At 62.7% G+C, this 15,944-nt stretch carries 14 protein-coding genes; 11 read left to right on the top strand and 3 right to left on the bottom strand.

Going from position 1 to position 15,944, the window contains the following annotated elements:
* Window positions 1-96: 96 nt before the first annotated feature.
* Window positions 97-1,140, bottom strand: coding sequence for a LysR family transcriptional regulator (locus ACFFWD_RS05925; RefSeq protein ID WP_376962461.1), 1,044 nt, complete (start codon window positions 1,138-1,140; stop codon window positions 97-99).
* Here ACFFWD_RS05925 and ACFFWD_RS05920 point away from each other — a divergent pair.
* The 9 genes from ACFFWD_RS05920 (at window position 1,116) to ACFFWD_RS05880 (ending at window position 10,042) form a co-directional block, all read left to right on the top strand.
* Window positions 1,116-2,333, top strand: coding sequence for an acyl-CoA dehydrogenase (locus ACFFWD_RS05920; RefSeq protein ID WP_376962416.1), 1,218 nt, complete (start codon window positions 1,116-1,118; stop codon window positions 2,331-2,333). The genes ACFFWD_RS05925 and ACFFWD_RS05920 overlap by 25 nt on opposite strands.
* 7 nt (window positions 2,334-2,340) lie before the next feature.
* On the top strand, window positions 2,341-3,567 hold the full coding sequence (locus ACFFWD_RS05915; protein WP_376962414.1) for a CaiB/BaiF CoA transferase family protein: 1,227 nt from the start codon (window positions 2,341-2,343) through the stop codon (window positions 3,565-3,567).
* Window positions 3,568-3,655: 88 nt separating this feature from the next.
* Window positions 3,656-4,618: an ABC transporter substrate-binding protein gene (locus ACFFWD_RS05910; protein ID WP_376962412.1), complete on the top strand. Its 963-nt coding sequence runs from the start codon at window positions 3,656-3,658 to the stop codon at window positions 4,616-4,618.
* Between the two features lie 7 nt (window positions 4,619-4,625).
* A complete protein-coding gene (locus tag ACFFWD_RS05905; protein WP_376962410.1) occupies window positions 4,626-5,450 on the top strand; it encodes an ABC transporter ATP-binding protein in 825 nt (274 codons plus the stop codon).
* Between the two features lie 4 nt (window positions 5,451-5,454).
* Window positions 5,455-6,354, top strand: a complete 900-nt coding sequence (locus tag ACFFWD_RS05900) for an ABC transporter permease (RefSeq protein ID WP_376962408.1) — start codon at window positions 5,455-5,457, stop codon at window positions 6,352-6,354.
* A gap of 18 nt (window positions 6,355-6,372) precedes the next feature.
* Complete coding sequence (gene trxB, locus ACFFWD_RS05895; protein WP_376962406.1) at window positions 6,373-7,359, top strand: thioredoxin-disulfide reductase; 987 nt, start codon at window positions 6,373-6,375, stop codon at window positions 7,357-7,359.
* Between the two features lie 93 nt (window positions 7,360-7,452).
* Window positions 7,453-8,331 carry a helix-turn-helix domain-containing protein gene (locus ACFFWD_RS05890; protein WP_376962404.1) on the top strand — a complete coding sequence of 293 codons (879 nt, stop codon included), beginning with the start codon at window positions 7,453-7,455 and terminating at the stop codon, window positions 8,329-8,331.
* Window positions 8,332-8,404: 73 nt separating this feature from the next.
* Window positions 8,405-9,217, top strand: a complete 813-nt coding sequence (locus ACFFWD_RS05885; RefSeq protein ID WP_376962402.1) for an amidohydrolase family protein — start codon at window positions 8,405-8,407, stop codon at window positions 9,215-9,217.
* Window positions 9,218-9,244: 27 nt separating this feature from the next.
* Window positions 9,245-10,042 carry an enoyl-CoA hydratase/isomerase family protein gene (locus ACFFWD_RS05880; RefSeq protein WP_376962400.1) on the top strand — a complete coding sequence of 266 codons (798 nt, stop codon included), beginning with the start codon at window positions 9,245-9,247 and terminating at the stop codon, window positions 10,040-10,042.
* A 795-nt stretch (window positions 10,043-10,837) separates the two neighbouring features.
* On the opposite strand, the gene ACFFWD_RS05875 is transcribed toward ACFFWD_RS05880, so the two are convergent.
* Together ACFFWD_RS05875 and ACFFWD_RS05870 are read right to left on the bottom strand one after the other, a co-directional pair.
* Window positions 10,838-11,191, bottom strand: coding sequence for a hypothetical protein (locus tag ACFFWD_RS05875; RefSeq protein ID WP_376962398.1), 354 nt, complete (start codon window positions 11,189-11,191; stop codon window positions 10,838-10,840).
* 230 nt (window positions 11,192-11,421) lie between these two features.
* A complete protein-coding gene (locus ACFFWD_RS05870) occupies window positions 11,422-12,369 on the bottom strand; it encodes a D-2-hydroxyacid dehydrogenase family protein (protein WP_376962396.1) in 948 nt (315 codons plus the stop codon).
* 336 nt (window positions 12,370-12,705) lie between these two features.
* Between ACFFWD_RS05870 and ACFFWD_RS05865 the strand changes: the two genes are divergently transcribed.
* Together ACFFWD_RS05865 and ACFFWD_RS05860 are read left to right on the top strand one after the other, a co-directional pair.
* The gene (locus tag ACFFWD_RS05865) at window positions 12,706-14,142 is read left to right on the top strand and encodes an FAD-binding protein (protein WP_376962394.1); all 1,437 of its coding nucleotides are present in this window, start codon (window positions 12,706-12,708) and stop codon (window positions 14,140-14,142) included.
* The gene (locus tag ACFFWD_RS05860; protein WP_376962392.1) at window positions 14,096-15,892 is read left to right on the top strand and encodes an MFS transporter; all 1,797 of its coding nucleotides are present in this window, start codon (window positions 14,096-14,098) and stop codon (window positions 15,890-15,892) included. The genes ACFFWD_RS05865 and ACFFWD_RS05860 overlap by 47 nt, the downstream gene beginning before the upstream one ends.
* The last annotated feature ends 52 nt before the right edge of the window (window positions 15,893-15,944 follow it).

Here is a 15,944-nt window from a genome sequence, read left to right as displayed (position 1 = left end):
CAACCCGGAGTCACCCTATGCCCAATCCATTATATGCCAAGGAAATCCTGATAGCCGGGATTAATACAGAAATCGCATAAGTGGGTGCCGCGGGCACTACCGAAGCGTCTTGTTCCAGTTCGTCCGCAGGAGCGACATCAGACCTGACGCGGCTGGTGAGGGGTCCCGTTCCTTCAAGGTGATGAGGCCAAGTTCGCGGGCAAGGGGTCTGCCCTTGATCGGCACAGCGCTCAATTCCTTACCGAGGAAGCTGGCGACGCCGCTGCGCGGAGCGATTGCCAGGCCGATGTCCGCCCGCACGAAGCCGAGCATAGTCGCGAATTGCGAGACGGTGACGACGTGATTCAACGTCAGGCCCAGAGACGAGGCCGCGCTGTCGATCACGCGCCGCGTCCTCGAATCGCTAGGAAGAGAGACGAGCGGTGCATCCTTCAGGTCCGAAAGACTGAGGGCTTTCTTCCTGGCCAAAACGTGATCGCGCGGAAGCACTACCGTGAATTCCTCCTTGCCGAGAAGTGTCGACTGGAAGGGATCCGGCAGGTCGTCGAGATAGGTTATGCCGAAGTCGGCGGCGCCGCTGCGCACGTCCTCGATGACAGTCCCGTGGACGCCGTCGCGGACATGGAGTTCGATGCCCGGATAGGCGAGGCGATATTCGGAGACCAGGCCCGGCAGCTTGCCGTTCGCGACCGACATGATCGAGGAGACGATGATCTGGCCGCGTCGCTGGTCCGCGAGCTCGCGCATGCTGCGAATGGTGATCTTCAGGTCGTTGAGCATGCGGCCCGCCACGCCCACGAATTCCTTTCCCGCCGCGGTGATCTGGACCGACCGGGTGCTGCGGTCGAACAGCTTGACACCGAGCACCTCTTCGACGTGCTTGACCGTGCGCGTCACGGCGGGCTGCGAAGTCTTGAGCAGGGCGGCGGCTGCGATGAAACTGCCATACTCGGCGAGCGCTAGCACCGTCTCGAGTTGGCGGGAAGTAAGATCGGGCAATCCTGACGTGTTCATCTCATTTATACCTATTTTGCAATTATTGATGGTATCAGAAACTCCTTGATATAACCAGCCTTTCCGCCGACCGTCGCCTCCTCGGCAATCCGGAGCGACAGATGGCCCAAGTGGAACGAGCGCCACGTCCAACGACGCATCATCCCGCATTCGCATGGGACGACCCGTTCCTGCTCGATCAGCAGCTTACCGAAGACGAGCGCATGATCCGCGACACGGCCCGGGATTACGCGCGGGAGAAGCTGCTGCGGCGCGTGACCGAGGCCTATCTGAACGAGGAGACTGACCGCGAGATCTTCCGCGAGATGGGCGCGCTCGGTCTGATCGGCGTGACCTTTCCCGAAGAGTACGGCTGCGCCGACGCAGGCTACGTGTCCTATGGGCTCGTCGCGCGCGAGATAGAACGGGTCGATTCGGGCTATCGCTCGATGAACAGCGTGCAGTCGTCGTTGGTGATGTATCCCATCTACGCCTACGGCGACGACGCGCAGCGCAAGCGCTATCTGCCAAAGCTCGCCAGCGGCGAGTGGGTCGGCTGCTTCGGTCTGACGGAACCGGATGCCGGATCGGATCCCGGCGGGATGAAGACGCGGGCCGAGAAGGTTGCCGACGGTTACCGGTTGACCGGTTCGAAGATGTGGATCTCGAACTCACCGATCGCCGACGTGTTCGTCGTCTGGGCGAAGTCGGCCGCTCACGACAATCAGATCCGCGGCTTCGTCCTGGAGACGGGAACGAAGGGTCTTTCGGCGCCGAAGATCAAGGGCAAGCTCTCGCTGCGCGCATCGATTACCGGCGAGATAGTGATGGACGGCGTGGTCGTGCCGGAAAGCGCGCTGCTGCCGAACGTCTCCGGCCTCAAGGGTCCGTTCGGTTGCCTCAATCGTGCGCGGTACGGGATTTCGTGGGGGGCGATGGGCGCCGCCGAGGATTGCCTTCATCGGGCCCGGCAGTACGTGCTCGACCGCAAGCAGTTCGGCCGGCCGCTCGCGGCCACGCAACTGATCCAGAAGAAGCTCGCCGACATGCTGACGGAGATCTCCCTCGGTCTACAGGCTTCGCTCCAGGTCGGCCGTCTGATGGATTCCGGTCAGATGGCCCCGGAGATGATCTCGGTGGTGAAGCGCAACAACTGCGGCAAGGCACTCGATATCGCTCGGGCCGCCCGCGACATGCACGGCGGCAACGGCATCTCAAGTGAATTCCAAGTCATGCGGCACGCCCAGAACCTGGAGACGGTAAACACCTACGAAGGCACCCACGACGTGCACGCGTTGATACTCGGGCGAGCGATCACCGGTATCCAAGCTTTTTCCTGAGGCGATCATGAAAGCATGTCTGGACAGTCTGCGCGTTCTCGACCTCAGCCGCATCCTCGCGGGGCCCTGGGCAACGCAGCTTCTGGCCGACCTCGGCGCCGAGGTGATCAAGATCGAAAGACCGGGCGAGGGCGATGACACCCGGGGTTGGGGTCCGCCCTTCGTCGTCGGAAAGGACGCCGGCGACGTGTTCGCCGCCTACTATCTGGCCGCCAACCGCGGCAAGAAATCCGTCACCATCGACTTCAGCAAGCCCGAGGGCCGCGATCTCGTCACCGAACTGGCGAAATCCTGCGACGTCGTCGTCGAGAACTTCAAGGTCGGCGGGCTAAAGCGCCTGGGGCTCGACTACGAAGCCCTTTCGGCCCTGAACCCGCGGTTGATCTACTGCTCGATCTCCGGGTTCGGGCAGACCGGACCTTACAAGGACAAGCCCGGCTACGACCTGCTGGTGCAGGCGATGGGCGGCCTGATGAGCATCACCGGCGCGGCGGACGGCGAGCCGATGAAGGTGGGCGTCGCAGTTGCCGACATCTTCACCGGCCTCTACGCCACGGTGGCGATCCTCGCCAGCCTCAACGAACGGCGGACGAGCGGACTGGGCCAGCACATCGATCTCGCGCTTCTCGACGTGCAGATCGCGACGCTCGCCAACGCGGGCATGAACTACCTCGCGTCCGGAAAGAAGCCGCAACGTCACGGCAACGCTCACGCGAACATCGTGCCGTATCAAGCCTTCGCGACCCGCGACGGCCACATCGTCGCGGCGGTCGGCAACGACGCGCAGTTCGCTAGGTTCGTCGCGATCCTCGGCGTTTCCGAGCTCTCTTCGGATCCGAAATTCCAGCGCAACGCCGACCGAGTGCGCAATCGCGCCGAGCTTCTATCCATCCTGATCTCGAAGATCCGGACGTGGAGCAAGGCGGAACTGTTGCGCGCGCTCGACGGCGAGAAGATTCCCGCAGGGCCGATCAACGAAATGAATGAAGTGTTTGAAGACCCGCACGTCGTCGCCAGAGGTCTGGTTGTCGAGCAGCACCTGCACGACGGCGGGGCAGCCACGAAGTTGATCGGCAATCCGATCAGATTCTCGCGCACGCCAATCGAATACGGAGGCGCGCCGCCGCGTCTGGGTGCTCACACCGAAGAGATCCTCCGCCGCGATCTATCGATGGCGGTGAGCGAAGTGAACCGGCTGGAAGAGCAAGGAATCGTCTCGAAGAACAGAGCCTAGGTCCGACGAAGAAGCGGACGGCGCGAACACGTAGAAGCGAGGAAACATGGCAAGGAATGGAATTTCACGACGCCAGGCGCTGGGTGCCATGGCGGGAGCGATGGCTCTACCGGGCCTGGCGAGAGCGCAGGCTGCTACCGAGGTACGGGTCATCATCCAGTTCGGCGTATCCTATCTGCCGCTGATGATGATCGAGGAAGAAAAGCTGCTCGGCGCGGCATTGGCCGAACAGGGCGATCCCCGCGTCGAGGTCAAATTGCAACGGGTGAGCGGTTCGAACGCCGTGAACGAGGGACTTCTGGCCGGAACGGCGGACATGGGCGTGATGGGTTCCCCGTCGCTCCTGATCCTCGCGGAAAAATCCCGCGGAGCCTTCAAGGGCCTCGCCGGCTGTTCTTCGTTCCCCATGGTGCTGAATACGGTGCTCGATCGGGTGAAGACGATCGCCGACTTCCAGCCTCAGGACCGGATCGCTCTCCCTGCGACCACGTCGCCCCAGAATCTATGCCTCCGGATGGCAGCGGAGAAGACGCTCGGCGACGCCAAGAAGCTCGACGCGAATGTCGTGAATCTGCCTCACCCCGATGCGATGGCCGCGATGCTATCCGGCACCGAGGTCTCCGCGCACTTCACGAACGCTCCGTTCGACCAATTCGAAGCCGACGACAAGCGGGTGCACCGGGTGCTCAGTTCAGAAGACGTTCTCGGCAGGGCATCAACGTTCGTGCTGCTTGCGGCGAGTACCCGTTTCGTCGACCAAAACTCGAAGGTCTCGGCAGCGATGGTCAAGGCCATGGAGGCGGCGATGCGACGGATCAAGGCGGACCCCGCTAAGGCGGCCGCGCTCTACCTCAAGCAGGAGCCGTCCAAGTCGTTGAGCCCCGAATACGTCGAAAGGATTCTCCGCGACCCCGAGAACGTGTTCAGTGTCGCCCCGGGTGGAGTGATGGCTTACGCGGACTTCATGCAGCGTACCGGCCAGCTCAAGACGAAGCCGGCCAAGTGGCAGGATCCGTTCTTCCCGTTCATTCAGGAACGGCAGGGGTCCTGAGATGAACATGATCAATCAGCCCCAGATCAAGCAGGCCTATACCGCAACCGGATCCAAGCCGGTGCTGAGCCTGAAGAACGTGACGCTCCGCTATCGGACCGACGCGAGCATCGTGACCGCGGCCTACGACGTGAGCTTCGACGTGCATCGGGGGGACCGGTTCATCCTTCTCGGAGCGTCCGGATGCGGGAAGTCCTCGCTGCTCAAGGCGGTGGGTGGCTTCCTGAAACCCGTCGCCGGCGAAATCAGGCTCGACGGCAGGACAATCGATGCGCCCGGGCCGGACCGGATGATGGTGTTCCAGGAATTCGACCAGTTGCTGCCGTGGAAGACCATTCTGCAAAACGTCGCCTATCCGATGCAGAAGTCGAAGCGATGGTCGGCGGCCGAAGTCATGGACCGGGCCAAACTCTTCACGGCCAAGGTCGGCCTCGAGAAGTTCGGCGACGCCTACCCGCACACGCTCTCGGGCGGCATGAAGCAGCGGGTCGCGATCGCCCGCGCCATGGCGATGGAGCCGAAGATACTCCTGATGGACGAGCCGTTCGCCGCGCTCGACGCGCTGACCCGCCGGAAGATGCAGGACGATCTGCTCGAACTCTGGAGCGGGACGCACTCCACCATCCTCTTCGTCACGCATTCCATCGAGGAGGCCGTGATCGTCGGGTCGCGCATCCTGGTGCTGACCCCGCACCCAGGGCAGGTACGAGCCGAGATCAATTCCCAACAATTCGCCTTCGCCGACATGGGGAGCACGGAATTCGGCAGCCTCTGCGGTCGTATCCATCACATGCTCTTCACGCCGTGCCCACGGCACCCGAAAGGAGCTTGAGACGATGGCCACGATCGAACAGACCGCGGGTCTAGCGCTCGCGCTTCCTCCAGTTCGCGACGAATTCGAATTGTCGAGCGTGATCGAGCCGTCGGCCGACGTCGAGCGTCCGCTTCCGCTCCACGAACGGATTCTCCAAAGCACCGTATTCCGCCGGCTCGTCGTCGTCGGGGTTCTGGCCGCCGTCTGGGAAGGCTACGCGACCTGGCTCGACAATCCGCTCATGATGCCGCGCCTTTCGGAGGTCGTCGTCGCACTCTTCTCATCGTTGGTTTCGGGCGGTCTCTTCGCGCGGATCCTGATGACGATGAAGGTGCTGGTGATCGGCTACACCGCCGGCATCGCCGCAGCCGGGGCGATCACGATCCTGGCTTCCACCACGCGCTTCGGCAGCGACGTGTTGTCTACGCTCACGTCGATGTTCAACCCGTTGCCGGCCGTGGCGCTGCTGCCGCTCGCGCTGTTGTGGTTCGGTCTCGGCATGGGAAGTCTGGTCTTCGTGATCGTGAACTCGGTCCTGTGGGCCGTGGCTCTCAGCACGCATACGGGCTTCCAGTCCGTCAGCGAGACGCTGCGGATGGCCGGCCGGTGCTTCGGCCTGAAGGGGCTGTCTCTCGTGGCCGAGATACTCATCCCCGCCGCGCTTCCCTCCATTCTGGCCGGCCTCAAGATCGGCTGGGCCTTCGCCTGGCGCACCCTGATTGCCGCCGAACTGGTGTTCGGCGTGAGTTCGGGACAGGGCGGTCTCGGCTGGTTCATCTACGAAAACCGCAACAACCTCGAGACGGCCAACGTCTTCGCCGGATTGCTGTGTGTGATCCTCATCGGTCTCTTCGTCGAAAGCGTCATTTTCCGCACAATCGAACGCCGGACGGTGAGGCGCTGGGGAATGCAGAAGTTCTAATCGGACAAGGACGACGACATGACTCGCGAACACAAGACAGACATCATCATCCTGGGCGCAGGTCCGGCCGGATACACGGCCGCGATCTACGCCGCCCGCGCGAGCCGCAAGCCGATCCTGATCACGGGCATGCAGCCGGGCGGCCAACTGGTCACGACGACCGATGTCGAGAACTATCCCGGTTTCGCCAACGTCATCCAGGGGCCCTGGCTGGTCGAGCAGATGCAGGCGCAGGCCGAGCACATGGGCACAAGGGTGATCTACGACCATATCGCGGAGATCGTGACCGACGTCCGTCCGTTCCGCTTGATCGGCGACAGCGGCGGCCACTATCTTTGCGACGCCTTGATCTACTCGACCGGTGCGCAGGCCAAGTGGCTCGGGATTCCCTCCGAAGAAGCCTTCCGGGGCTTCGGCGTATCGGCATGCGCCACCTGCGACGGCTTCTTCTTCCGCGACAAGCGGGTTGCGGTCGTCGGTGGGGGCAATACCGCCGTCGAGGAAGCGCTGTATCTCGCGAACATCGCCAGTTCCGTCACGCTGGTCCACAGACGTGACACGCTTCGCGCGGAACGCGTACTGCAGGATCGAATGTTCGCACATCCCAAGATCGCGGTCCGCTGGAACAGCGAAGTGGATTCCTTCGTTGGTAACAACGATCCCGCGAAGATCGAGGCGATAGCCCTGAAGAACCGTACGACGGGAGCCATCGAGCAACTCGCCCTCGACGGCGTCTTCGTCGCCATCGGACACGCTCCGGCGAGCGCGCTGTTGGAGGGCAAGGTCGAATTGCACGCCGACGGCTACATCAAGGTGAAGCCGGGCACGACGACGACGAGCGTGCCCGGGCTGTTCGCGGCAGGTGACGTCGCGGACGGCGTGTACCGCCAGGCCGTCACCGCGGCGGGACTGGGCTGCATGGCCGCGCTCGAGGCCGATCGCTACCTGACGGTCCACGCGGTTCCGGATTCCGCAGCCTCCCGGAAGGGGGCAATCGTCGCCTGAGGAGCGCCGACGCTCCAACGGCTGCACGCTTGTTTTCGGGCCCTTAGCAGGAATAGATAGCGCAGGCGCGCTACCTAGATTTTCGGAGCCCATTTGCTGACCAAACATCGAAAGCGGATACCCGCTGGGCCGGTCAAAACGGACGAAGACGAAGAAAGCATCTTCGCCCGTTCCTCGTTCTATGCCGAATTTGCGCCGCGCGAGGAACAGGCCGCCGTCGTGGACTCTATCTACATCCTGAAGGATCGGGGCCGACTGACCGGGAGCCGCATGTCGTTCGCGTCACCGCTCAGGGAACTCGCTTTCATATTTCGAAAGGACGCGCCAGGCGGCAAGGTGGTCTTCAACGGGCCGAGTCTCGACCACCGGCGGAAGGCGAGGGCGTTCTTCGGCTGGATCGTGGGAGTCAAGCTCAAGCCGACCTGCCCGGGGGAGCCGAGCGTCGCCGATGCGGCGATTGTTGCTTGCCGCGATGCATTGGAGCACATCATCCAAGAAGGGGCATCCTGCTCGGACATCCTCGATCTGGTGGACCGGACCCTGTTCGCGCTCTCGCTCCAAACAGGGCAAGTCTCGATTGCAGGCGACGCCCCTCTGGAGCCGTCTCAAGGCCGCGTGAGCGATCTCGCGGTCCGGGTCGGTAGCTCCGTCCGGACGCTGCAGAGGCGGGTGAGGATCTGGACGGGCTGCCCTCCGAAGCGCTTTCTCGCCGCTCAGCGTTTTCGTCGATCCTTGTACGAAATCGCAGCGGGCGGCGAGGGTCTGTCAGCGATCGCGTCCGATCTCGGATTCTCCGATCAAGCCCACCTGACCAGAGAGTTTCGGCGCCATGCCGGCGTTACGCCCGGCGCGTTCAGGCGGGCCTGGTGCAGGCCCCGCGCACAGGCTGTCCGATTTCTTCAAGACGCCGGAAGGTCCACGCGTCTAATGATGGCGGTGTGGCCACTCGGGACCACGACCGAAGCCGGTTGAGCAGGTTCGCCTTCCGCGCCGATGGGTCGTGGGTCCCAACCTCGATCCACGGTCAGACGCGGGCACCTTTCCAATGATCATCGACGCCTGGATGCAGCACCCCAACGCCGGCTGGATCGGCGATCCGATGTTCGAGTCGCTGCGGCGATGGCGGCCCGGAAAGTGGTCGGAAACGGCGCCTCCCATCGAGGAAACCCTGGCCGAAATGGACCGTGCAGGCGTCGCTGTCGGTATGCTCTGCGGCTGGCATGGCCCGGCGGGTCCCATGATCAGTAACGACGAGGTGGCACAGCACTGCCGGGCTCACCCGGACCGATTCGTCGGGATCGCTTCGGTAGACCTCTTCCGCCCGATGGATGCCGTGCGGGAGTTGAGGCTGCGGGTGAAGAGGGACGGCTTCAAGGGCCTCCGTGTTTTGCCTTGGATATGGGGGCTGCCTCCGGACGATCGTCGCTACTATCCGCTGTTCGCGGAGTGCTGCGAGCTCGACATCCCGTTCTGCACGCAGGTGGGACACGCGGGACCGCTGCGGGAGTCCGAGCCGGGACGCCCCATCCCCTACCTCGATCGCATCGCGCTGGAGTTTCCCGAGCTTCGTATCCTAGGCGGCCACATCGGCGTGCCCTGGCTCGACGAGATGCTGTCGCTGATCATGAAGTACCCGAACGTCTTCATCGACACGTCGGCCTACAAGGTCAGCCGCTACCCGGCCGATCTCGTCGCGTACATGCGCGGCAACAAGCGACATCGCGTCCTCTTCGGATCCAACCATCCGTTCTGGCCGGCGGGCGAGTGCCTTGCGGGCCTCGGCGACCTGCAGCTCGGCTTGGACGCCCGCTCTTCCTTCCTGACGGATAACGCACGCCGTCTGTTCAAGTTGGCCTGACCCCGATCCCCAACCGTAGGAACACCGATGCCCTGGATCATCGAACGCAAACACCCGAACGTCGCCGTGGTGACGATGAACACAAACAAGGTCAACGCGCAGAACCCTGCATTCTTTACCGATCTTCACGCTGCGTTCGATCGTCTGGAGTCCGAATTCGCCGATTGCGCCGTCGTGTTGACCGGGACGGGGGCGGTGTTCACCGCGGGCCTCGATTTCGACCATCATTTTCCGATGTTCGCACGCCGGTCGATCAAGGAGATCGACGCGTGGTTCGACGAGTATCGCGCGACGAACCTGCGTCTGTTCACGTATCCGAGGCCGACCGTGGCGGCGATCAACGGCCACGCCTACGCGGGCGGGTTCATCACCGCGATCGATTGCGACCACCGGATCGCGAGCGAGGGCTCGTTGCAGTTCGCGTTGAACGAGGTGCCGATCGGCATTCCGATGCCCGCCGTCTACTGCGAGATCATCAAGTACGCGATCGGAACGCAATCGGCTTCGGAACTGACCCTGTTCGGTCAGATCTACGACCTCGCCGCCGCGACCCGGATGGGCGCCGTCCAGCAGACGGTCGCGCCGGACAGGTTGATCGATGCGGCCGTCGCCTGGGCGGCGCTGGTGCCTCCGGATTGCTACACGGCCTACGCCTTCGCCAAGCGGGCGCTTCAGGCCACTACGTTGGTGGCGATCGATGTCGCAGCTCGTCTCGACCGCGACCTGCTGTCGCGCGGAATGTCGGACCTCGGGAGCATCCGCGCCCATACTCGACGCTACAAGGAATTGAAGGGCAGAGACGTCACCTGGCCGTTGCCCGCCTAGGTGAGGCGACCCGATCCCGGCGCGCCTGACGAGGGGAGCGGCGAGGACGTCGTCGCAGACGATGACAAGCCTTCGCAGGAGGAAGCGATGCGCGCGGGCCAGGCGTCCGTTTCGACTGGTGATCACTTTCAATCGACGGTATCGGACGGAGAAGGTGAGAACCGGGATCAAGCGTTGTTTCTAGGCGCACGCGCTCGTTCTTTCGATACACTTCGATAGCTGTCGAAATATCCTTCTCCCAGAGCAACGCAAATTTCTCTGTGAATTCAATATCGAAAAGTTAGGGCGGATATACCATCGGAATTTGACCGTCGGCTTTGAGCGTTTGTGCTTTCAAGTCAACGCGATAGGGTCGTCTTTAATGATTGAGTGGGAGTAGTGTGGCCGGCTATGTTCTGGTGAGGGTGTCTACTTCCTTTCCTATCCATTGAGGGACCAGAGTTACAGACCTCCACTTAGGCTGATTGAGCTCGGCAATCCATCCATCTTCGTTAGCGGGAGTACCGGAGCGCGTTGGAGCGTGCAGAAAGGTCCCGCAAGGCTGAGTAGGCCGCTCGTCAGCGGGGCGAAATGAACCAGCCCTTGTGTATGCTGCGGAGCAGGACCTATCGTTCAAGCAGCGAGGTTGAAGGATGTCGATGTCGGGGCGCGAGTCGCTCCCCTGCGACAACGGGCACGCTTCTGTGTGCTCATCTACGATTTTCAACGATAACCTGCGCTCCATGGTAGCAGTACTCGAGGCTGTGCCCGGCGCGCGATCTGTCCTTTTGGAATTACTACCGCGGATTGATCAAACTATTCCCTGAGGTGAATTTGGACGAAGCACGCGCCCGCCGCAGCGGCAAGGTCGAGCGCGGCGGCAAAAATGGTCGCGCCGGTGGCAAGCCCCGCAAAGTCGATCAGATAGCCCGTCAACACAGGAAGCAGTCCGGCGGGTACGTATCCGCCAAAGTTCATGACCGCGTTGGCCTCCGCTCGGCGCTCCGCCGGAACATGCAGGCCAATTAGTGAAAGACCGCCGAGCTGACCAGGACCCTGGCCCGCGCCGGCGAGCAAGGCGGCAAGGGTCAAGAGACCCGCCAGCGACGCGTCGACCGCGACGGCAATGCTGATCATGGACATGACCGGCGCGGCCGCACCGATCAACATGATCGTTCAAATCGGAAGCCGCCTGACCGTGAACTGGACGCCGTTGCCGTCAAGAACATGGCGCAGGCCGTTCCTCCCGCCACGAGGGGGCTAGTGACATGAAGGAGTTTTGAAAGCACCGATGGACCGAGCGACACCACGAAGGACGTTGCCGTGATGCCAGGTCCGAAAATCGCGACGCCGAATGCGACCCTGCCGGCGGTCACCAATGGACCGAGCCGCTATTCTGTTCAGTGCTGCGACACGAAACGCGGAACGTCTTTCCCATCAATGTAGCCAAGGAGGACGTCGGCAGCGGCGTTTGCAAACTGCTCGTACATTTCGTCCGTCGGCCAGCCGAGGTGCGAGGTGAGAACAACATTGGAAAGCCGCCTCAATGGGTGAGCGGCCGGCAAGGGCTCCTCATCGAACACGTCGAGAGCGGCACCGGCAATGCGGCCGTCGGCAAGCGCACGGTATAAAGCCGTCTCGTCGACAATAGGTCCGCGCGCCGTGTTGATCAGATAGGCTGTCGGCTTCATCGACGCGAGCCTCGCCGCGTCGATCAGGCCGCGTGAGTCGGGGCTGAGCGTTGCGTGGATCGAGATGACGTCCGAACAGCGCATGAGGTCATCGAGCTCGCGGCGCTCGGCGCCATGCTGCGACGCGGTTTCGGCCGTGAGCCGGCTACCCCAGGCCAGAACCTTCATGTCGAACGCGTTCGCGACCCGCGCCACGTATTTGCCGATGTTTCCCAGCCCCACGATTCCTAGCGTCTTGCCGCGCAGAACCCGCGTCATCGGCGTCGGCCATCCTCCCGCCTTCACAGCATGATCCACGGAAGGGATCTGGCGCATGATCGCGATCATCAGTCCGATGGCAAGCTCGCCGGCGGCGGTGCAGAAACCTCCTGTCGCCTTGCCGATGAGAATGCCGCGCTGCTCCGCCGCGGCGAGATCGACGTGATAGGCATGATTGCCCGTCTGGGCGATGATCCTCACATCCGGCAATTGTTCGAAAAGCTCCTTCGTAAAGCGCGTCCGTTCGCGCGTCGCGACCAGCGCATCGAATCCGCGGAGCGCAGACGCCTCGCCAAAGGGCGTGGTCAGAATCTCGACCTCGGCCCGTTCGCGCAAACGCCGAACGCCGGCCGTCTCGTGATAGGCGCAATGAAAATCATCCAGAAAGGCAACACGCATCGAACTTGCTCCCGTCTCCTTCGGGCGATCGTGATAGCCCAAGGCCCGCAACTGCATTCCCGGGCCTAGGCCAAATACAATGAACCATGCAATCGAGTTTTTCTCCGGGACTGTTGCGCAGCGGTCAACAGCCCGCCAGTCGCGCGATTGCTAATGCCGGACCTCCGCATTCCCGGTTGCCCGATCCAAAGTCGCCGGATCGTTGCTCTTTAGTCAACAAGAACCTCCCAATTTCTCGTGCTGGCCGATCCGTCGACCTGCCTATGGTCGCCGCGTGCCATGCCGGTCCGCTAGGGCAGAGCCAATTCAATGAAAAATCGGACAGGAGGAAACCACATGCAAACATTGAAGAGCTACGATTTTGTCGTCGTCGGCTGCGGTGCAGCGGGCTTGTCCGCTGCCGTCACTTACGCCGAGTCCACGGCCGGACGGCCGGTCCGGATCGCCGTGCTCGAACGCGCAACAAAAGAGGCGCGTGGCGGAGAGACCCAATGGACGGGAGCTTTCCTGCGGATCAACGAAAGCCGCAAGCTCGACGCCGATTGGCCGGATCGCGTCCGTCGCGTTTCCGGCGGGCGTTCGGACTACGAATATTGCCGCAAGCTCGAACAGGAGACGCCGGCAACCCTTCGCTTTATCGAGGAGAGGGGGGTCGAGCTCGTCTTCCCGGAGTTTCCGTTCGCGCATACCTTCAATGGTGAGGCCGGCGTCACGCCGCCCGGCCTTCCAGTCGGCGGCGGCGCGGCGATCGTCTCGGCGTTGTTCAACGCGCTTGAGAAGCACGCCAATGTCGACATGCTCTATGAAACCGAAGCCGTACGCCTGTCGGTGTCGGATGCGGGCGCCGTCGACGGTCTGATCGTGCGCGGCAATGATGGCAAGCTCAAACGCATCGGAGCTGATGCGGTCCTGCTGGCGTCCGGCGGTTTCGAAGGTAATGTCGAGATGCTGACGCGGTATATCGGCGCGCGCGCCTGCGACCTGCCGCTCATCGCGCCGGGAATTGCGAACAACCGGGGTGACGGGCTGAGAATGGCGCTCGAGCTGGGCGCCGATACCGCGGGTCAGTTTGACATGATTCATGCCGAGCCCATCGACACGCGCACCACCAGGGCCGACGCCGTCATCTACACATACACCGGCGGCATTTTCGTCAACGGCGAGGCCGACCGGTTCTATGACGAAGGCAAGGACACCTGGGACAACACCTTCGAGCACATCGGCTATGAGATCTGGCGCAACCAGAACCAGAAGGCCTCCTGGATCGCGGACGCCAAGACGATGCAGATACCCGGCGTCGAGATGGGAATGCTCAGCGATCTTCCGCCCGAGAAGGCCGATACGGTCGAAGCGCTGGCCGGCAAGCTGGGGCTCGATCCTGCCAGACTCGGAAAGACGGTCGCCACGTTTAACGCCGCAGCCGTCCCCGGAAAGTTCGAACCCGGAAGGCTGGACGGCCGGCGCACGACCGGTCTTACACCGCCCAAATCGAATTGGGCGGTGCCGCTCGACACGCCACCATTCTACGGCATCCCGCTGACCGCTGCGATCACCTTCACATATGGCGGCGTTCGCACCGATCTTCACGCGCGCGTCGTGACCCCCGCGGGCATCCCGATCCCAAATCTCTATGCGGCCGGGGAAGTCACGGGCCTCTTCTACCACGAATATCCGCCGGCGACATCTGTGCTCCGCTCGTTGACATTCGGCCGCATCGCCGGCGCGCATGCAGCGGCGCAAACGGCGGAATCGAAGGTCGCCGCCGTCGCCTGACCGATTGCTGATTTTACATTTTCAAGTGTCCGGGCCCGGACGAGCCGGGCCCGGGACGTCACGAATGATAGAGAGTGAGGGATTTATGGATATGACGGCAGCCATCGCGGCCAACGATACGGTGACCATGACGCGGAAGGAAAAGCGCGTCATCTTCGCCGCATCGCTCGGAAGCGTGTTCGAGATCTACGACTTCTTTCTGATAGGCTTGCTCGCTACGGAAATCACCAAGGCGTTCTTCTCCGGCGTCAATCCGACTGCCGGCTTCATTTTCACCTTGCTCGGTTTCGCCGCAGGCTTCCTTCTCAGGCCGTTCGGTGCGCTCGTGTTCGGGCGTGCGGGGGATCTGATCGGCCGCAAATACACGTTTCTCGTGACGATCGTATTGATGGGGCTGTCGACCCTTTCCATTGGTCTGTTGCCGACCTACGCCAATATCGGCATTGCCGCACCCGTTCTCTTCATCACGATGCGCATGCTTCAAGGTCTTGCGCTGGGCGGCGAGTTCGGCGGCGCAATGATCTACGTCGCGGAGCACGCTCCCGCCGAGCGGCGCGGCGCCTGGACCGCATGGATCATTCTGACCGCAGCACTTGGCTTTCTCCTCGCGGTCGGCGTCATCATTCCGCTCCGCTTCTGCCTGAGCGAACCCGACTTTGCCGTGTGGGGTTGGCGAATCCCGTTCCTTGTTTCGGTGTTGTTGCTCGCGGTCTCCCTCTGGATCCGCCTGAAGCTCGATGAGACACCGGAATTCCGGCGCATGAAGGAGGAGGGCCGCGCTTCCAAGGCGCCGATCAGCGAGACGTTCGGTGAGTGGCGGTACCTGAAGCTCGTGCTCATCGCGCTCTTCGGAATCGTGCCCGGCCAGGCCGTCATCTGGTACACGGGCCAGTTCTATTCGCTCTTCTTCCTGACGAAAGTTCTGAAGATCGACGGAACCACCGCAAATCTGCTCGTCATTGCCGCGACCGTGGTGACGGCGCCGCTCTACATCCTCTTCGGCGCCCTGTCGGATCGCATCGGCCGCAAGCCGGTCTACCTGACCGGCTATCTGCTCGGCGCCATTCTCATCATTCCGCTGTTTCACGGGCTTGCGCATTTCGGCAACCCGGATCTCGACAATGCCCAGCGCGAGGCTCCGATCGTCGTCGTCGCGGACCCTGCGCAGTGTTCGCTACAGTTCAACCCGAGCGGTGCCGCGCGCTTCACGTCGTCCTGCGACGTCGTCAGGGCGGCCGTCGCCAAGCTCGGCCTCAACTATCAGAGCAGCGCAGCGACGCCGGGAGCGGTGGCCCAGGTCAAGATTGGAGACGACGTCATCCAGGGCTTCGACGCCTCTGGCGGTCAGGCCGCGAGCAAGGAACGGGAATTCAGTGCGGCCCTGGCGGCGACCCTGAAGAAACGGGGATACGTGCTGGATCAGGTTGACCCGGCCTCGATCAACAAGCCCGGGATCGTCCTCGTCCTCGTCCTCCTGCTCAGTCTTGGAACGATGACCTTCGCGCCGAGCTGCACAGCACTCATTGAGCTCTTTCCGTCGCGCATCCGCTATACGGCGATGTCGTTTCCCTACCATCTCGGAGCCGCCTGGTTCGGTGGCTTCCTGCCCGCGACCACCTTCGCCATCAACGCAGCGACGGGAGATATCTATGCCGGGCTCCTCTATCCCAGCATCGTGGCCGGAGTCGCCTTCATCATTGCACTCGTGCTCGCCAGGGAGACGAAGGGGACCGACATCTCCGGGGCGTGATGCGCGTCAGGACGGTGCGGAAGAGATGGTTTGTTTGGGCGGTGCGTCGCAC

Origin of the sequence: Bradyrhizobium erythrophlei (assembly GCF_042430365.1) — a bacterium.
GTDB classification, from domain to species: Bacteria; Pseudomonadota; Alphaproteobacteria; order Rhizobiales; family Xanthobacteraceae; genus Bradyrhizobium; species Bradyrhizobium erythrophlei.
Note: the sequence above shows the minus strand (reverse complement) of the source record. Positions and strands in the feature narration are given on the sequence as shown.

Bases quoted from the DNA above. Each gene is read 5' to 3' on its own strand.
- ACFFWD_RS05920 (WP_376962416.1), top strand. From the start codon at position 1,116: ATGGCCCAAGTGGAACGAGCGCCACGTCCAACGACGCATCATCCCGCA.
- ACFFWD_RS05915 (WP_376962414.1), top strand. From the start codon at position 2,341: ATGAAAGCATGTCTGGACAGTCTGCGCGTTCTCGACCTCAGCCGCATC.
- ACFFWD_RS05910 (WP_376962412.1), top strand. From the start codon at position 3,656: ATGGCGGGAGCGATGGCTCTACCGGGCCTGGCGAGAGCGCAGGCTGCT.
- ACFFWD_RS05905 (WP_376962410.1), top strand. From the start codon at position 4,626: ATGATCAATCAGCCCCAGATCAAGCAGGCCTATACCGCAACCGGATCC.
- ACFFWD_RS05900 (WP_376962408.1), top strand. From the start codon at position 5,455: ATGGCCACGATCGAACAGACCGCGGGTCTAGCGCTCGCGCTTCCTCCA.
- trxB (WP_376962406.1), top strand. From the start codon at position 6,373: ATGACTCGCGAACACAAGACAGACATCATCATCCTGGGCGCAGGTCCG.
- ACFFWD_RS05885 (WP_376962402.1), top strand. From the start codon at position 8,405: ATGATCATCGACGCCTGGATGCAGCACCCCAACGCCGGCTGGATCGGC.
- ACFFWD_RS05880 (WP_376962400.1), top strand. From the start codon at position 9,245: ATGCCCTGGATCATCGAACGCAAACACCCGAACGTCGCCGTGGTGACG.
- ACFFWD_RS05875 (WP_376962398.1), bottom strand. From the start codon at position 11,191: ATGTTGATCGGTGCGGCCGCGCCGGTCATGTCCATGATCAGCATTGCC.
- ACFFWD_RS05870 (WP_376962396.1), bottom strand. From the start codon at position 12,369: ATGCGTGTTGCCTTTCTGGATGATTTTCATTGCGCCTATCACGAGACG.
- ACFFWD_RS05865 (WP_376962394.1), top strand. From the start codon at position 12,706: ATGCAAACATTGAAGAGCTACGATTTTGTCGTCGTCGGCTGCGGTGCA.
- ACFFWD_RS05860 (WP_376962392.1), top strand. From the start codon at position 14,096: ATGCAGCGGCGCAAACGGCGGAATCGAAGGTCGCCGCCGTCGCCTGAC.